This is a genomic window from Rheinheimera marina, from assembly GCF_042654345.1.
In the GTDB taxonomy this organism is placed as follows: Bacteria; Pseudomonadota; Gammaproteobacteria; order Enterobacterales; family Alteromonadaceae; genus Pararheinheimera; species Pararheinheimera marina.
In genome coordinates this window covers 32,004-45,798 of record NZ_JBHSGB010000004.1, presented here as the reverse complement: position 1 = coordinate 45,798, position 13,795 = coordinate 32,004, and the positions used below count along the sequence as shown (strand labels likewise).

At 54.6% G+C, this 13,795-nt stretch carries 12 protein-coding genes; 7 read left to right on the top strand and 5 right to left on the bottom strand.

Translation table 11 applies throughout. From position 1 onward, the window contains the following. The first annotated feature begins 9 nt into the window (after positions 1 to 9). From ACFO3I_RS03650 to ACFO3I_RS03635, 4 genes are all read left to right on the top strand, one after another. Positions 10 to 1,893 (top strand): sensor histidine kinase, encoded by a 1,884-nt coding sequence (locus ACFO3I_RS03650; RefSeq protein WP_377331845.1) that lies wholly within the window; start codon positions 10 to 12, stop codon positions 1,891 to 1,893. Continuing rightward, positions 1,883 to 3,289 (top strand): sigma-54-dependent transcriptional regulator, encoded by a 1,407-nt coding sequence (locus ACFO3I_RS03645; RefSeq protein ID WP_377331843.1) that lies wholly within the window; start codon positions 1,883 to 1,885, stop codon positions 3,287 to 3,289. Before ACFO3I_RS03650 ends, ACFO3I_RS03645 begins: the two co-directional genes overlap by 11 nt. A gap of 31 nt (positions 3,290 to 3,320) precedes the next feature. Continuing rightward, positions 3,321 to 3,752, top strand: a complete 432-nt coding sequence (locus ACFO3I_RS03640) for a hypothetical protein (RefSeq protein ID WP_377331841.1) — start codon at positions 3,321 to 3,323, stop codon at positions 3,750 to 3,752. Positions 3,753 to 3,826: 74 nt separating this feature from the next. Then, positions 3,827 to 4,627 carry a hypothetical protein gene (locus ACFO3I_RS03635; RefSeq protein ID WP_377331839.1) on the top strand — a complete coding sequence of 267 codons (801 nt, stop codon included), beginning with the start codon at positions 3,827 to 3,829 and terminating at the stop codon, positions 4,625 to 4,627. Positions 4,628 to 4,653: 26 nt separating this feature from the next. Here ACFO3I_RS03635 and ACFO3I_RS03630 read toward each other — a convergent pair whose 3' ends face one another. From ACFO3I_RS03630 to ACFO3I_RS03615, 4 genes are all read right to left on the bottom strand, one after another. Continuing rightward, positions 4,654 to 5,292: a YkgJ family cysteine cluster protein gene (locus ACFO3I_RS03630; RefSeq protein ID WP_377331837.1), complete on the bottom strand. Its 639-nt coding sequence runs from the start codon at positions 5,290 to 5,292 to the stop codon at positions 4,654 to 4,656. 96 nt (positions 5,293 to 5,388) lie between these two features. Then, positions 5,389 to 8,256: an EAL domain-containing protein gene (locus ACFO3I_RS03625; RefSeq protein WP_377331835.1), complete on the bottom strand. Its 2,868-nt coding sequence runs from the start codon at positions 8,254 to 8,256 to the stop codon at positions 5,389 to 5,391. After that, positions 8,257 to 8,571, bottom strand: coding sequence for a DUF3630 family protein (locus tag ACFO3I_RS03620; RefSeq protein ID WP_377331833.1), 315 nt, complete (start codon positions 8,569 to 8,571; stop codon positions 8,257 to 8,259). A 4-nt stretch (positions 8,572 to 8,575) separates the two neighbouring features. Then, positions 8,576 to 10,018 carry a protein adenylyltransferase SelO gene (locus ACFO3I_RS03615; RefSeq protein ID WP_377331831.1) on the bottom strand — a complete coding sequence of 481 codons (1,443 nt, stop codon included), beginning with the start codon at positions 10,016 to 10,018 and terminating at the stop codon, positions 8,576 to 8,578. Positions 10,019 to 10,189: 171 nt separating this feature from the next. Here ACFO3I_RS03615 and ACFO3I_RS03610 point away from each other — a divergent pair, with 171 nt between their 5' ends. Beyond that, positions 10,190 to 10,513, top strand: coding sequence for a c-type cytochrome (locus ACFO3I_RS03610; RefSeq protein ID WP_377331829.1), 324 nt, complete (start codon positions 10,190 to 10,192; stop codon positions 10,511 to 10,513). On the opposite strand, the gene recQ is transcribed toward ACFO3I_RS03610, so the two are convergent. After that, complete coding sequence (recQ, locus tag ACFO3I_RS03605; RefSeq protein ID WP_377331828.1) at positions 10,495 to 12,318, bottom strand: DNA helicase RecQ; 1,824 nt, start codon at positions 12,316 to 12,318, stop codon at positions 10,495 to 10,497. The two genes, ACFO3I_RS03610 and recQ, sit on opposite strands and share 19 nt — an antisense overlap. Before the next feature lie 101 nt (positions 12,319 to 12,419). Between recQ and ACFO3I_RS03600 the strand changes: the two genes are divergently transcribed. Next, positions 12,420 to 12,872, top strand: coding sequence for a thioesterase family protein (locus ACFO3I_RS03600; RefSeq protein WP_377331827.1), 453 nt, complete (start codon positions 12,420 to 12,422; stop codon positions 12,870 to 12,872). Positions 12,873 to 13,243: 371 nt separating this feature from the next. Then, positions 13,244 to 13,744, top strand: coding sequence for an arsinothricin resistance N-acetyltransferase ArsN1 family B (locus ACFO3I_RS03595; protein WP_377331825.1), 501 nt, complete (start codon positions 13,244 to 13,246; stop codon positions 13,742 to 13,744). Positions 13,745 to 13,795 lie beyond the last annotated feature (51 nt).

The following is a 13,795-nucleotide window of genomic DNA, read 5'->3' as shown; positions in this document are numbered from 1 at the left end:
TCAATAAGGTTGACGTTTCAAATGGGGCTGGTGCTGATTTTTGAACTGGTGATGCTGCTCAGTACGGCTTGTGCTGCACTGATGGCTGGCTGGTTATGGTGGCATTCCCGCTATCAACGCTTGCTGGCCGGGTTGGCCGGTTTTGGCGCCATGATGGCGCTTTGGTGTCTGGGGCATATTTTTATCCTGCATCAGCAACCTGTGCTGGGGCGCAGCCTGTTGCTGGCTAACCCACTGATGCCAACCTTTTTCCTGCATTTTGCCATTCAGTTTGTGCGGCAGGGCGCACAGGACAGACCCTGGCTGCAACGACTGTCAGCCGCTATTGGCTGGGTGTATTTTGCCTCTGTGCTGGTGATCCTGCTGAGCCTGAGTCTCGGCGCCAGTGAGCTTATTCCCGGAGCTGTGTTGCCCGTGGTCTTTGTGTTCAGTGGTTATGGCTGGCTTAACCTGCTGTACACAGTGCTGCTGGGTGTCGCCGCGCATGCGGTGCTCTGGTATGGCTGGCGCCATCATCAGGGCAATAAAAAGCGTTCCATCGGCGCGATGTTTCTGGCTGGTGGCTGGGGCTTGTTGCTGGCCACCAGTTTTGTGTTTCCGTCATTTGGGCTGGATTGGTTTCCGTACCCTATGCTGCTGTTGCCTAGTTACCCGTTGCTGCTGGTGTACGGCGTGGTGCGCTATCAAATGCTGGCCGCCAATGCGATAGCCAACCGGGCATTGCTCTGGCTGGTGATGAGTTTGTTGTTGCTGCTGGTGATTGCGCTGATCAGTACGGTGTTTGGCCAGCTGGGTATGCAAACCCTGGCTACAGTGCCTGTCTGGCAGCTCTGGTTGTATTCCAGTCTGGTGTTGTTGCTGACCGCTGCCTGTTACCGGCCTGTGGCCCGACTGGCCGAGCGGCTGATTTACCCGGGGGCCAGGCTGGACGAACAGATCTTGCAGAGCTGGCAGTTGCAGCTGGCCGGTGCGGCGGACTGGCAAGAGCTGGCTGCTGCGGCTCAGCAGCTGCTGACAGCCCAATTGGGGCAACAGGTGCTGGTGCAACTGCAGGACATTGACCTGGGCCTGGGCGGTTTACGGCTCAGTGCTACTGAGCTGCAGGGCTTGTGGCGTTGCCAGGTCAGTGGGGATGAAGACTTACCACCCGGCTTGCGGCTGGTGGTGCAGGTGTTTGCGTCGTTGTTGCAAAGCCGCTGTGCCACCTTGCAACAAAGCCTGCAGCTGGCCCAGACCGAAAAGCAGCGCTTGTCGTCGCAACATCTGGTGGAAATGGGCGCGCTGGCGGCCTCGATGGCGCATGAACTGCGCAACCCGCTGAATATTATTTCGATGGCGTCGGCTGGAGTCGACGCTGAGTTACGTGGCCATATTCAGCAACAGCTGAAACGGGCAGACCGGCTGATTTCTGACATGCTGGTGTATTCAGGCCGGTTGAATCTGAATTACAGCCAGGTGCCACTACGGCCGCTGCTGGAAAGTCTGACTCAGCAATTTGACTGGCAGCAGGTACAGCTGATTTTACAGGTTCCGGCTGAATTATGGCTTCGGGCCGACCCGCACCGCCTGCAGCAGGTATTGCTGAATTTGCTGGATAACGCACATGCTTTTTTGCGCAACCAGCCGGATGCAAAGCTTTGTATTGAAGCGCAGGAACTGGCCGATCAGGTGCAGCTGCGGCTGCACAATAATGGCCCGGCACTGGACCCGGCGGTGTCGGCCCAGCTATTCCGGCCTTTTATCAGCAAGAGAGCGGGTGGTAGCGGTCTGGGGCTGGCCATTATTAAACGTATTATTGACGCCCATCAGGGCCAGATTTGCCACCGGGCAGATTTGGGCTGGGCTGTGACTTTTGAATTCAGTTTACCTAAGGAGCCTGCCCATGTTGGCTAAAGGCAAAGACGCAACCGCCAAAGTGCTGATTGTGGATGATGAGCCAGCGTTCCGCTTGCTGGCCGAACGATTTTTGCAGCAACAGGGTTATCAGGTGGTCAGCACCGCCAGCGTGGAGGAAGCTCAGCAGCAGCTTGGCCAGTTTGACGCCGATTTAATTTTGTTGGACCTGGCCTTGCCACCGCATTTTGACCCGCAGCATACATTAAACCTGGTGCCACAGCTGGCCAGCCGGCCAGTGATTATTCTGACCGGCCACGCGGAGCGCGATTTAGCCTTAAAAGCCATCAGTCAGGGTGCTTGGGATTTTATTGCTAAACCCATAGATCCGGATTTACTGGCGGTGGTGGTGAAACGGGCGGTCACCAAACATCAGCTGGAAAAAGAGCTGCTGCAATTGCGTCAGGCCACGCCGGTCAGCAGCCCATTACCCAGCCTGGCCGGGCATTCCGCTCATATGGAAAGTATCCACACTCTGGTGCAGCGCATTGCGCCCACTGAGGTGCGGGTGCTGGTGACCGGGCCATCCGGCACCGGCAAAGAGGTGATCTCCAAAGCGCTGCATCAACTGAGCAACAGAGCCGACAAAGCCTTTGTGTCGGTGCACTGCGGCGCTATTCCGGCGGAGCTGCTGGAAAGTGAGTTGTTTGGTTACGTCAAAGGGGCCTTTACCGGCGCTGACAAAGACCGTCAGGGCCTGCTGAAACTGGCCGACGGTGGCACCTTGTTTCTCGATGAAATAGGTGAAATGCCATTGCCGATGCAGGTGAAATTGCTGCGGGTGTTGCAGGAAGGCAGCTATTACCCGGTGGGGGGGCGCGAGATGCAGCATATTGATATTCGCCTGGTGTCTGCCACCAACGCCAACCTGCCCGACTTAGTGCGGCAGGGCAAATTCCGCGAAGATCTGTATTACAGGATCAAAGGCGTCACCATGGAAACCGTGGCGCTGGACCAACGCCGGGAAGATATACCGCTGCTGATCCGCTTTTTTCTGGAGCAACTGAAAGAACAACAGGGTCAGGCCTTTGCGCTGGAAACCGGTGCTATGCAATGGTTTTTGCAAAAGCAGTGGCCGGGCAATGTGCGGGAGCTGAAAAACACGCTGGAAAGTGTGGCGGCTATTGCCCAGCAGGGCGTGATCCGGTTGTCGGATATTCAGTTGCTGCATCTGGACAGTCAGGGCGGCGGCGCCGACACTGAAGTGGTCGACAGCGCGCTGCTTGGCGGATTGGATGAGCAGGTAAAAGCACTGGAAATCCGTTTAATTCAGCAGGCTTTGCAGCAGCATGGCGGCAATAAAAGCCAGGCGGCACGCACCCTGGGTATTTCCCGCCAGGGCTTATTAAAAAAACTGGAACGCTATGGCTTAAGCCATTCCAGCGCTGACGACTAGCAGAGAACCCAAGCGGGTACAGAGAGGTGGTATGACAGAGCATGAGCTAGCAGACACACTGCAACTGGAATGGCAGCAACAGGTACTGATTTGCCGCATCAAGGGCGCCTGGACCCAGGCCGTGACCACAGAGCTTATTCGTCAGGTACAGCAACAAGTGCAGGCCTTCGGCAGTCGGCCTTGGGTGCGAGTGATGGATATGCAGCACTGGGCGCTGGCCACCCCGGACGCGCTGGCGCAGATGCAGCACTTTATCGGCTGGGAAGATCAGCATGGCTGCGCACTGCGCTGTTTTGTCGGCTTAAACGACGTGCAACAACAACTGCTGGATTTTAAATACGACAACACCCATAAGCCGTTGTATTTTGGTCATATCGACACCGCCACCAGTTATGCGCGGCAAGTACTGCAACAGCGCGGGCGAAGCGGACTCGTGGGTGGTGACAAAGGAAAATCAGGCTGAAAGTTAAAAATTTGTCAGTTAAGCAGCCAATCCATTAAAGTACAGTTCACAGTGAACAAGGATTGGAAACTCAGGTGTCAGAAGTTCAATTAGCCGAAAATTCAGCGGTGGCGTCTGCTGAAAACCTGCCGGATGAGCAGCCACTTTACCCGCATTCTATGCGGGCTGAACAAAGTTTGAAAAATATGCTCGGCTTTAGCCGGCACCTGTTGCTGAAGCATCCCAGCCTGGCGCTCACCTTATTTTATTTACTGGCAAGTTCATTGGGATTGTTTTTAACCGTTGAGCTGCTCAGCCGTTTTGATTTCAGTATTTTGCCTTATCTGGAACTGACGGACTTTTTACTTGCCGCTATTGTTAATCCCCGTTCTCTGGTGATTTCAGCGTTATTTTTCCTGATGTATTTCTCGCTGATTGTGCTGGATAAAAAATGCCGTCAATGGTGGGGCGGTTATGCCTGGGCCATGGAATGGACCCAGCGCATGACCAGGTGGATACCCATGTGGCTGTCAGCTGTCTTCGGTGGTATGGCGTATCTTTACTTTTCAGGGTTGGTTGCAGCTCAGCAGATTTATCAGGAGATCCAGGACAAAGCCAGTCCTGAATTCAGCCTGAGTCTGATTTACCCGATGAACCCTGGTGGCAAGGAAACCCGGATGCTGCAGCCGGTGCAATTAATCAGCCGCACCAGTGGTTATTTGGTGTTGTATTACGAAAAGCAGGTGATGTTGATCCCTCATGCCAATGTGGCGGCCTTTGTACCATTAGAAAAATCTGTGACAGCACCTGCCGGAAAACCCGCTGAAAACCCACCATCGCAGAGCGGAGCTGCGACCCCGGCAGCGCCAATAAAAGAACCAGAAAAAGCAGCCTGAAGGCTGCTTTTTTATGACGAAATCAATCAGGCTGGCAGCGCGTAATCCAGCGGGTCTGCCAGAGGGATCACAGGTTCAGGTTCTGTCATGCTGGCGTAGTAGCCTTCAAACAGCACTTTTTCCAGTGCCTGCTTAATGGCGTCATTGACTGGCAGATTGCGGCCACCCAACTCGTAATCCACCTGGCGTACCAGCTCTTTACCGTGCCGGATCATTGGCGGCGGGTCGGACTCCAGTGCAATCAGGCTGTCTTTTAACGCCTGTGGATGGTCGGCTTTAATCACTTTGCAGACCGAAAGCTCAACCTGACCTTCACGGCCCGTATAGCCAGCAGCGCCAAATAAGCGACAGACCGCCGGACGATGCGCATAAGAACCACATTGGCCTTGTTTGCCGTCTTCGGAAAAGGACTGATACAAAAAGCAACCGGCTTTTTGATGCTGTTGTATATCGTCCAGTGCTTGCTCGGCCCGGCCTTCGTCATACAACTTAATAGCCAATGGCAGCATTTCCAGCACGGACGCTTCAATACCCGGGTGTAAACAGCATTCACCACAACCACTACGACAAAACAACTCACGCTGACGCTGATAAGCACTGTATTGCTCACTTATCTGCTGGTACACAACGTCGAGCTGCTCCGCTAAAACACGCAGCCGCTGCATAGATTCTCCGAAGAAAGGACCCCGGAACTGGGGCGGGCGCTATTGTAATGACGCCAATTTGAACGCCGCAAGAGGGAGCGCTAAATATAGTTTTGTTTAGTTTGTGTACAGCGGCTGTGGTTTGGCGATGCCATAGCCCTGACCAAAGTTAATTCCCATATCTGTCAGATGCTTAGCTATTTCCGGGCTTTCGACAAATTCGGCTACGGTCTGAATATCCATTGCAGTGGCGATGTCGTGAATCGACTGCACTATGGCGCGGTCAAACGGGTCCTGCAGCAGGTCGCGCACAAAGTTACCGTCAATTTTGACAAAATCGACCGGCAGGTTTTTCAGGTAGGCATAAGATGAAAAGCCGGAGCCAAAGTCGTCCAGCGCAAAACGGCAACCGCAGGCACGCAGGGTGGCGATAAAATCCAGCGTGTGCTGCAGGTTCAGAATGGCCATACTTTCCGTCACTTCAAAACAAATTTTGCTGTAGGGGATGCGGTAAATCTGAAACAACTCCAGCACATAAGCCTTAAATAGCGGGTCGGTCAGCGACGCGCCGGACAGGTTGATATTGCACAGCCACAGCTGGTCCAGATGGGCAGGCTGACTGGCCAGCCAGCGGAAATACTGCTTCAGCACCCAGCGGTCAATTTGCGGCATCAGGCCATAGCGCTCAGCCGAGGTTAAAAAACTACCCGGAGGGATCAGGCTGCCGTCGTCCAGCTGCATGCGTAGCAGCAACTCATAGTGCAGCCCGTTGTCCTGATGCTGCAGCGCCTGCACCTGTTGGCTGTACAGCACAAACTGGTCCTGCGCCAGGGCCTGGCGCAATTGTTTCAGCCACAACACCTCTTTCTGATGTTTAATCAGCTCGTCATCGTCCGGGTTAAACAAATGAATGCGGTTGCGGCCTTTCTCTTTGGCCACAAAACAGGCGGCGTCAGCACGTTTCAGCCAGTGCTCAACATTCACTTCATCCGGCAGTTTGTCGGCCATACCAATGCTCAGGCTGATGTTAAATACACTGTCTTGCCAGATAAACCGGTATTCTTTGGCGCAGTCCAGCAATTGGTAAGCCAGTGCAAAGGCCTGTTGGCTGCTTTGGCCTGGCAACAGCACGGCAAATTCGTCGCTTTCCAGCCGGGCCAGAATGCCGCGACCCGCCAGTACCCGTAGCAGCTGGTTGCTGATTTGACAAAGCAACGCATCACCCGCGCTGTGATCGCAGGTGGTGTTAATCAGCTTAAACTGGTCAATGTCGAGATAGAGCAACACCGCACTGGCCGGTTGCGACAGTTGCTGTTGCAGCTGCCCCAGCAGAAAATGCCGGTTGTATTGCGAGGTTAAGCTGTCGTGATTGGCCAGATAATCGAGTTGCTCGGTGTTGCGTTTTTGTTCGGTGATATCAATGACTGAGCCATGCACATAAGGCAACTGCTCCTGATCGTGCACCGACAAACGTGCTGACATCAGCGCCCAAAAAGGTGTGCCATCTGAGCGTAAACCTTTAATTTCAAAGTTCTTATTCCCGTCGTGTTGCAGCTGCTGCAACATACGTTGCCGGTCGGCCGGGTTGGCATAATAACGGCTCATACTGCTGCGGCTGACGTCGGCTTTCATTTGTGCCAGCGAGTCATAGCCCAGAATAGCCAGCAGCGCGGCATTGGCGGTGATCAGCTGGCCGTCAGTGGTGGAGGTGAACAGGCCTTCCACTGCGTTGTGGAAAATATCGTGGTATTGCTGCAATTGCTTCAGTTGTGAGTTTTGCTCAGGCGTGTCTCCAGCAGACCGTCTTTGTTTCAGCAGGTTATAACTCATCAGCCCCATACTGCCGGTTACCGCCATCAGCAATAAGGCTTGCCAGGACTGTTTGGCTGGCAGGTAACCGGTTTGCGACAGGGCAAGCAGTAAAATGCAGCCAAAAAACAAAAACCAACCCAGCGCAAAAGCCTGTGCGGCGCGGCCACCACGCAGCGCATACCAACAGGCGAAACTGACATTGATCAGCACCGAAAAACCTATGCTGACCAGCAGTAACCAGTAGCGGTCGGTGTTGCTCAGATACAATGGGCTGAACAGCAGCAACAAGGCGCTGAGCAGACACAATACAAAACAAAAACGGCCCAGCAGGAACTGCGGTTTTTCGATCACAGCCCAGCTGAACAGGCTCAGGCAGGCCAGCGTTGCACCTGTGGCGACATACAAAATGGCTTGATTAATTTCCGGGTAACCAGGCCAGAGCACCGCAAAGGCCAGGCCGTTCAGAATGGCCAGCACCAAAGCACTACCAAAAAAGAAACCGGAAAAATACAGGTAAATGCGTTCGTGGTTGGCGGCAAACAGGACGATTTTGTAAAAGGCCATCAGCAGCAACACGCCACAGAGCAGCCCATCCAGAATATTTTTATACAGCTGATCCAGCACAAAGTCTTGCTGCTGCCATAAGGTCAGTTGCAGTGGCACTATGCCGGCGTCCAGTACCCGGATAAACACATCCAGCTCCTGGCCTGGCTCAAAATGAAAGCCAAAGGCAAAACTGCGGTAAGGCAGGCCACGCTCTAAAAACGGCACTTGTGAGCCGGTGCGGTGCAGCAGCTGAATTTCATTGCGGCTGCGATCGTAGCTGTACACTTCGACCTGATCGGCCAGCGGGAAATCATAGTGCAGCACGGTATCCGCCGGGCTTTGGCCTTGATAGGCCAGCCGGGCAAACAGCCAGACTGCTTTGTCAGTACTGATCCGGGTCAGGCCTGTTTCACCCAGCAGCCGAAAGCCATGGTGGCGCTCCGGATCGGACACCAGCTCTTCCAGCCGGGTGTCAATGTCGGTTTGTTGCATGTAGAGGGTCGGCGTCAGGTCCAGCTTGGCCTGCTGTTTGTCGAACTTAGTCAGCTCGGCAAAAAATGCCTGGCAAGGCGGCACCAATGCCAGCCAGAACAGCAGGCTGAAAAACGCGACCCAGCGATTATTCAATTAAGACCCCGTTAATTCCAACTGTCTGAATAGATTAGCTAATTCAGACAATAACATGGTCGCGGCGGCGGTGTCAGCGCTTACCCAGCAGCTTTCACTGTAATCTTCGTAATGCAGGGTAAAAGCTTCACCTGCATAACGCAGCTGCAGTTCGACCAAATCGGCACCGTACTGCAGCTCGCGGGCGTTGATGGCGGTGCCGGCGAACCAGCTTTTACACTGCAACCACTGCTCGAACCGCAGAGGCTGCAGCGGGGTCAGATAGATCTGTGGCGATTCCTGGGGGTGTTCTACGATAAAACTATTGGTTTTCATTGGCCTAGCTACTGCAAGAGATTTCCATCGACTTGCCCCAGTCTGGTGGTGGGGCGGCGAATGCGGCCTGAGTGGCCTGCTCAGTATAGGGCTGTTTCAGCACGTTAAAAAGCGCGGTCAACGGCTCGGTATTGCCTTGTTCGGCTGCACTGATGGCCTGCTGTGCCAGGTAATTACGTAGTACATACAAGGGGTTGTGCTGTTCAATTTGCTGAACCCGTGCCTGCTCTGCCAGAGCGCTGTCAGCCAGCCGGGCCCGGTACTCGTCTGCCCAAAGGTCAAAGGCGGCTGTATCCAGCATATGGTCACGCAGCGCCGTGGCTTTGCTGTCGGCACTGAACTGCGCGAGCCGGCGCATCGACAGGCTGTAATCCTGCTTTTGGCTTTGCAGCAAGGCCAACCAGCGGCCAATCAGGGCCCGGTCAGTCTCACGGTACTGATCCAGGCCGAGTTTTTTCGCCATCAGCTGCATGTAACTGCTCACCAGCTCGGCTTCATACAAGCCCAGGGTCTGGCGTAAGTCTTCGGCGGGCACTAAGGGCGAAAATGCATGCGCCAGCGCATTCAGGTTCCACAACGCCACGCCGGGCTGCTCGTCAAAGGCATAACGGCCGCTGTGATCCGAGTGGTTGCAGATATAACCCGGCTGGTAATCGTCCAAAAAGGCGTAAGGGCCATAGTCAAAGGTGATACCCAGAATCGACATATTGTCGGTATTCATCACCCCATGGTTAAAGCCAACCGCCTGCCACTGTGCTATTAAGCGGGCCGTGCGCAGCACCACCTGCTGCAGTAACGCCTGGGCCGGGTTAATGGCCTGGGCACAGTCCGGAAAATACTGCTGGATACAAAAGTCGACCAGCCGCTGCAGCGCCTGCTGGCCACCCTGATAAAAACAATATTCAAAATGGCCAAAGCGGATATGACTTTGGCAGACGCGGATCAGCATCGCGCCTTGTTCTGTGGTTTCACGCCGAACCGGCTCGGTGCTGCCGACCAGGCTCAAGGCTCTGCTGGTTGGGATACCCAGGTGAAACATGGCTTCGGAGGCTAAAAACTCGCGGATACTGGAGCGCAATACAGCACGGCCATCACCAAAACGGGAATAGGGGGTGCGGCCTGCGCCTTTTAAATGCAGCTCATAACGCTGCAGGTCGGTGCCGAGCCGATCGCCCAGCAATACACCGCGGCCGTCGCCTAAATCCGGGTTGTACTGGCCAAACTGATGGCCAGTGTATTTTTGCGCAAAAGGCTGGCTACCCGGCCACAGCTTTTTACCAGACAGATAGTCGGCGGCGTCCTGCTGCAAAAAGAACTCTGGAGCCAAACCTAATAGGCGGGCTGTTTCCGGGCTATGCAGCAGCAACTTAGGTTCGGCAAAAGGGCTGACGGCCACCGGGCTGCCTAAATCGCCCAACTGATCGGTAAAGGTATTCTGTAACTGCACTGAGCTCACCGCTGGCATTGGATCAGGCTGTATTGTCGCCCTCTGGCTGTGCCGGCTCAAGGTTTTTGTCGGCAAATTGGTTTTTCTGCCGCGACTCACTTGTATAAACAAGGACTTGGCTCTTTAATGGTGGAAAAGCAAACAAAGAAAAAGAACTCAAGGAGAGTAAGGATGCAAAAGACAGCCCTAGTAATAACAGGCTTACTATTGATGATGGCCCCGTTGACCACAGTGGCGCAGGACAAAGCAGCAGGCCAGGCCAAAGCTGCCGTCTGCGCGGCCTGCCATGGCGCTGACGGCACCTCGGTGATGCCGGATTATCCGAATCTGGCCGGTCAAAAAGAAAAGTATCTGCAAAGTGCCATTACTGCCTACCGCGATGGTAGCCGCAAACATGCCGTGATGTCGCCGATGGCCAATGGCTTAACCGATACAGATATTGCCAATCTGGCGGCGTATTTCGCCAGCCTGCCGCCTCAGTCTCCTGCCAAATAATCAGCAATACAGTCGAGAAACTCTGCGCCGTACCGGGCCAGCTTGGTCTGGCCGACGCCGCTGATCGCCAGGAACTCCGGCGCTGTGGTGGGGCATTGCTGCGCCATTTCCATCAGGCTGGCGTCGGAAAACACCACAAAAGGCGGGACGTCAGCTTTTTCGGCCAGTTGCTTACGCAGTGCTTTAAGCCGGGCGAACAAGGCTTTGTCGTACAACATGTTGACGTTCGCTTTGCTTTGGTTTTTGCCCGGTATCAGCCGCGGCACGGCCAGCTGCAACTGTTGCTCACTGCGCAGCACAGGGCGGGCCGCTGGTAACAACTTCAGCACCGAGTGCTGGCTGATGTCCTGCTGCACTAATCCACAATGCACCAACTGGCGCAGTATGCTCAGCCAGTAATCGTGCGAATGTTCTTTGCCGAGGCCATAAGTCGACAGCTTGTCGTGCCCTAATTCGACAATGCGCTGGTTCTGGCTGCCACGTAACACGTCAATCACATGGTTCATGCCAAAACTCTGGCCGACGCGGTACACACAGGACAGTGCCTTTTGCGCCAGTTCGCTGCCGTCAAAACGTTTGGGCGGGTCGATACAGATGTCGCAGTTGCCACAAGGCTGGTGGCTGGCTTCACCAAAGTAGTTCAGCAGCACCAGGCGGCGGCAGGTCTGAGCTTCGGCAAAGGCTGCCATCTGGTTAAAACGCTGCAGTATCACTTCGGTCTGGCTGCTTTCATCCTGAGCTATCCAGTTACGCATCCGTCCTATATCGGCCGGGTCCACCAGCATCAAGGCTTCGGCGGCCACGCCGTCACGGCCAGCGCGGCCGGTTTCCTGGTAATAGGCTTCAATGCTGCGTGGTAATTCAAAATGCACCACATAGCGGATATTGGATTTATTCACACCCATGCCAAAAGCCACTGTGGCGACAATGAGTTGCAGTTCATCCCGTTTAAAGGCGTCCTGAATGTGCATGCGCTCTTCGTGGCTGAGGCCAGCATGGTAAGCACCGGCGGCAAAACCTTTGTCTTTCAGCTGCTGCGCCAGGTCATCGACTTTTTTCCGTGAGTTGCAGTAGACAATGCCGCTTTGTTGCTCCTGGGTTTTCAGGTAGCTGACCAACTGATTCAGTGCGCTGAATTTTTCCTGCACTGTGTAACGGATATTGGGTCGGTCAAAACTGCCGACCGAAATAAAAGGCTGCTGCAGTTGCAACTGCTGACGGATGTCTTTTTGGGTGGCTGGGTCTGCGGTGGCGGTCAGCGCCATCACAGGCACTTGAGGAAACTGCTGTTTCAGCTGCGCCAGGGCCGTGTAATGCGGCCGAAAATCGTGGCCCCACTGCGAAATACAATGCGCTTCGTCGATGGCGAATAAACTGACACCCACATCCTGCAAGCGCTGCATAAAGTCCTGCTGCAGTAAACGCTCGGGCGCCAGGTACAGCAGTTTTAATTCGCCAAAGCGCAGCCGGTTCAGCACGTCCAGCATCTGCTCACGACTGATGCTGCTGTTAAGAAATTCGGCGGCTATGCCGTTGGCTTTGAGCGCGTCGACCTGATCTTTCATCAGCGACATCAGCGGCGACACCACCACAGTCACTTGCGGCAGCACTAAGGCAGGTAACTGATAACACAGCGATTTGCCGCCACCTGTGGGCATCAGCACAAAACAATCCTGCCCACTCAGGCAGGCCTGAATGACCTCAAGCTGGCCATGACGGAACTGGCTGTAGCCAAAGGCCTGTTTCAGCAGATTGTATAAATCGGTGTCGGACATGCTGCGGTGCTGTGGTTGAAAGGCGGGCATTGTACTGAAATTCTGCGGCGCTGTCTTAGTTGGTATAGTGCCTTGTTTCATAGGGCAGTATTGGCTATTGTGAAACTCCTCTTACTAGTTGGAATTAAAGGATGCAGCCAGAACAGTTATTGCCTTATATAGCCCAGGTGTTTGACCAGATGCCGTTTAATCAATTATTGGGGCTGAAAGTCACTGGCTTTGATGAGAGCAGGGCGGAAGTGCGTTTTGCTTTTAAACCTGAGCTGGTGGGCAATCCTGTGCAACAAATTCTGCATGGCGGCGTCATTGCTTCAGTCTTGGATGTGGTTGGTGGCCTGATGGCGGTATCCAGCGCGTTAAGCCGGTTGGGCGATGTGCCTGCTGCAGAACTGCAGGAAAAGTTCGGCAAAATGAGCACCATCGACATTCGCACCGACTACCTGCGCCCTGGCCGCGGCAGCGAGTTTATTGCCAGCGCCATAGTGATCCGCTCTGGCAATAAAGTCTGTGTCTGCCGGATGGAACTACACAACGAAACCGGCCACCACCTGGCCCTCGGCACAGGAACCTATATGGTGGGGTGAAACTGGTCTTTCGGAACGCAACCAATGTTGCGTTCCGCCAGTTTCACGCCCTGAGCTCTGTGAAGGGCCGGGCAGAACGGTCTTTCGGAACGCAACCAATGTTGCGTTCCGCCAGTTTCACGCTCCGAGCTCTGCGAGGGGCCGGGCAGAATGGTCTTTCAGCAAGCCAACAATTTGGCTTGCTGCCAGTTTCACGCCCTGAGCTCTGCGAAGGGCCGGGCAGAAGCTGCAACAAAGTTTCACTCCCTGAGCTCTGCGACAATAATCCTGCTGCGAACATCGCCCTTGGCGACGCTCGCGGATCAGGCTATAAAACTGCAGTCATAATGAACAATTTCGTTGTCAGCATGAGCAAGGCGGAGTAATCGCGAATGAATCCAACCACTGAGCTGCGAGAGGCCACGGCCGCGGACGCCGCGGCGATAGCCGCGATTTATAACCATTATGTACTCAATACTTGTGTCACTTTTGAAGAAGAGGCCGTCACAGCCGGGCAAATGGCGCAGCGACTGGCCGATGTTCAGCAGGCTGGCTTGCCCTGGCTGGTGCTGCTGGAACAGGGGGAGCTGCTGGGCTATGCCTATGCCAGCCTGTGGCGGGTGCGCAGTGCGTATCGTTTTTCGGTTGAAAGTACCGTCTATTTAAAACAGGACCTGTCTGGCCGTGGCTACGGTAGCCAGCTCTATATGGCCCTGCTGGGGCGGCTAAAAGAGCGGGGCTTTCACACTGTGATAGGTGGCATTACCTTACCGAACCGGCAAAGCGTGCAACTGCACGAAAAATGCGGTTTTGCTAAAACGGCGCACTTCAGTCAGGTGGGTTTTAAGTTTGAGCAATGGCTGGATGTTGGTTACTGGCAAAAGCTGCTGTAGCGGAAAGTCGGCTTTTCGGGCAAAAACACTGAGTTTCCGGCCAGAACTGGC

Bases quoted from the DNA above. Each gene is read 5' to 3' on its own strand.
- ACFO3I_RS03640 (WP_377331841.1), top strand. From the start codon at position 3,321: ATGACAGAGCATGAGCTAGCAGACACACTGCAACTGGAATGGCAGCAA.
- ACFO3I_RS03600 (WP_377331827.1), top strand. From the start codon at position 12,420: ATGCAGCCAGAACAGTTATTGCCTTATATAGCCCAGGTGTTTGACCAG.
- ACFO3I_RS03630 (WP_377331837.1), bottom strand. From the start codon at position 5,292: ATGCAGCGGCTGCGTGTTTTAGCGGAGCAGCTCGACGTTGTGTACCAG.
- recQ (WP_377331828.1), bottom strand. From the start codon at position 12,318: ATGCCCGCCTTTCAACCACAGCACCGCAGCATGTCCGACACCGATTTA.
- ACFO3I_RS03595 (WP_377331825.1), top strand. From the start codon at position 13,244: ATGAATCCAACCACTGAGCTGCGAGAGGCCACGGCCGCGGACGCCGCG.
- ACFO3I_RS03620 (WP_377331833.1), bottom strand. From the start codon at position 8,571: ATGAAAACCAATAGTTTTATCGTAGAACACCCCCAGGAATCGCCACAG.
- ACFO3I_RS03610 (WP_377331829.1), top strand. From the start codon at position 10,190: ATGCAAAAGACAGCCCTAGTAATAACAGGCTTACTATTGATGATGGCC.
- ACFO3I_RS03645 (WP_377331843.1), top strand. From the start codon at position 1,883: ATGTTGGCTAAAGGCAAAGACGCAACCGCCAAAGTGCTGATTGTGGAT.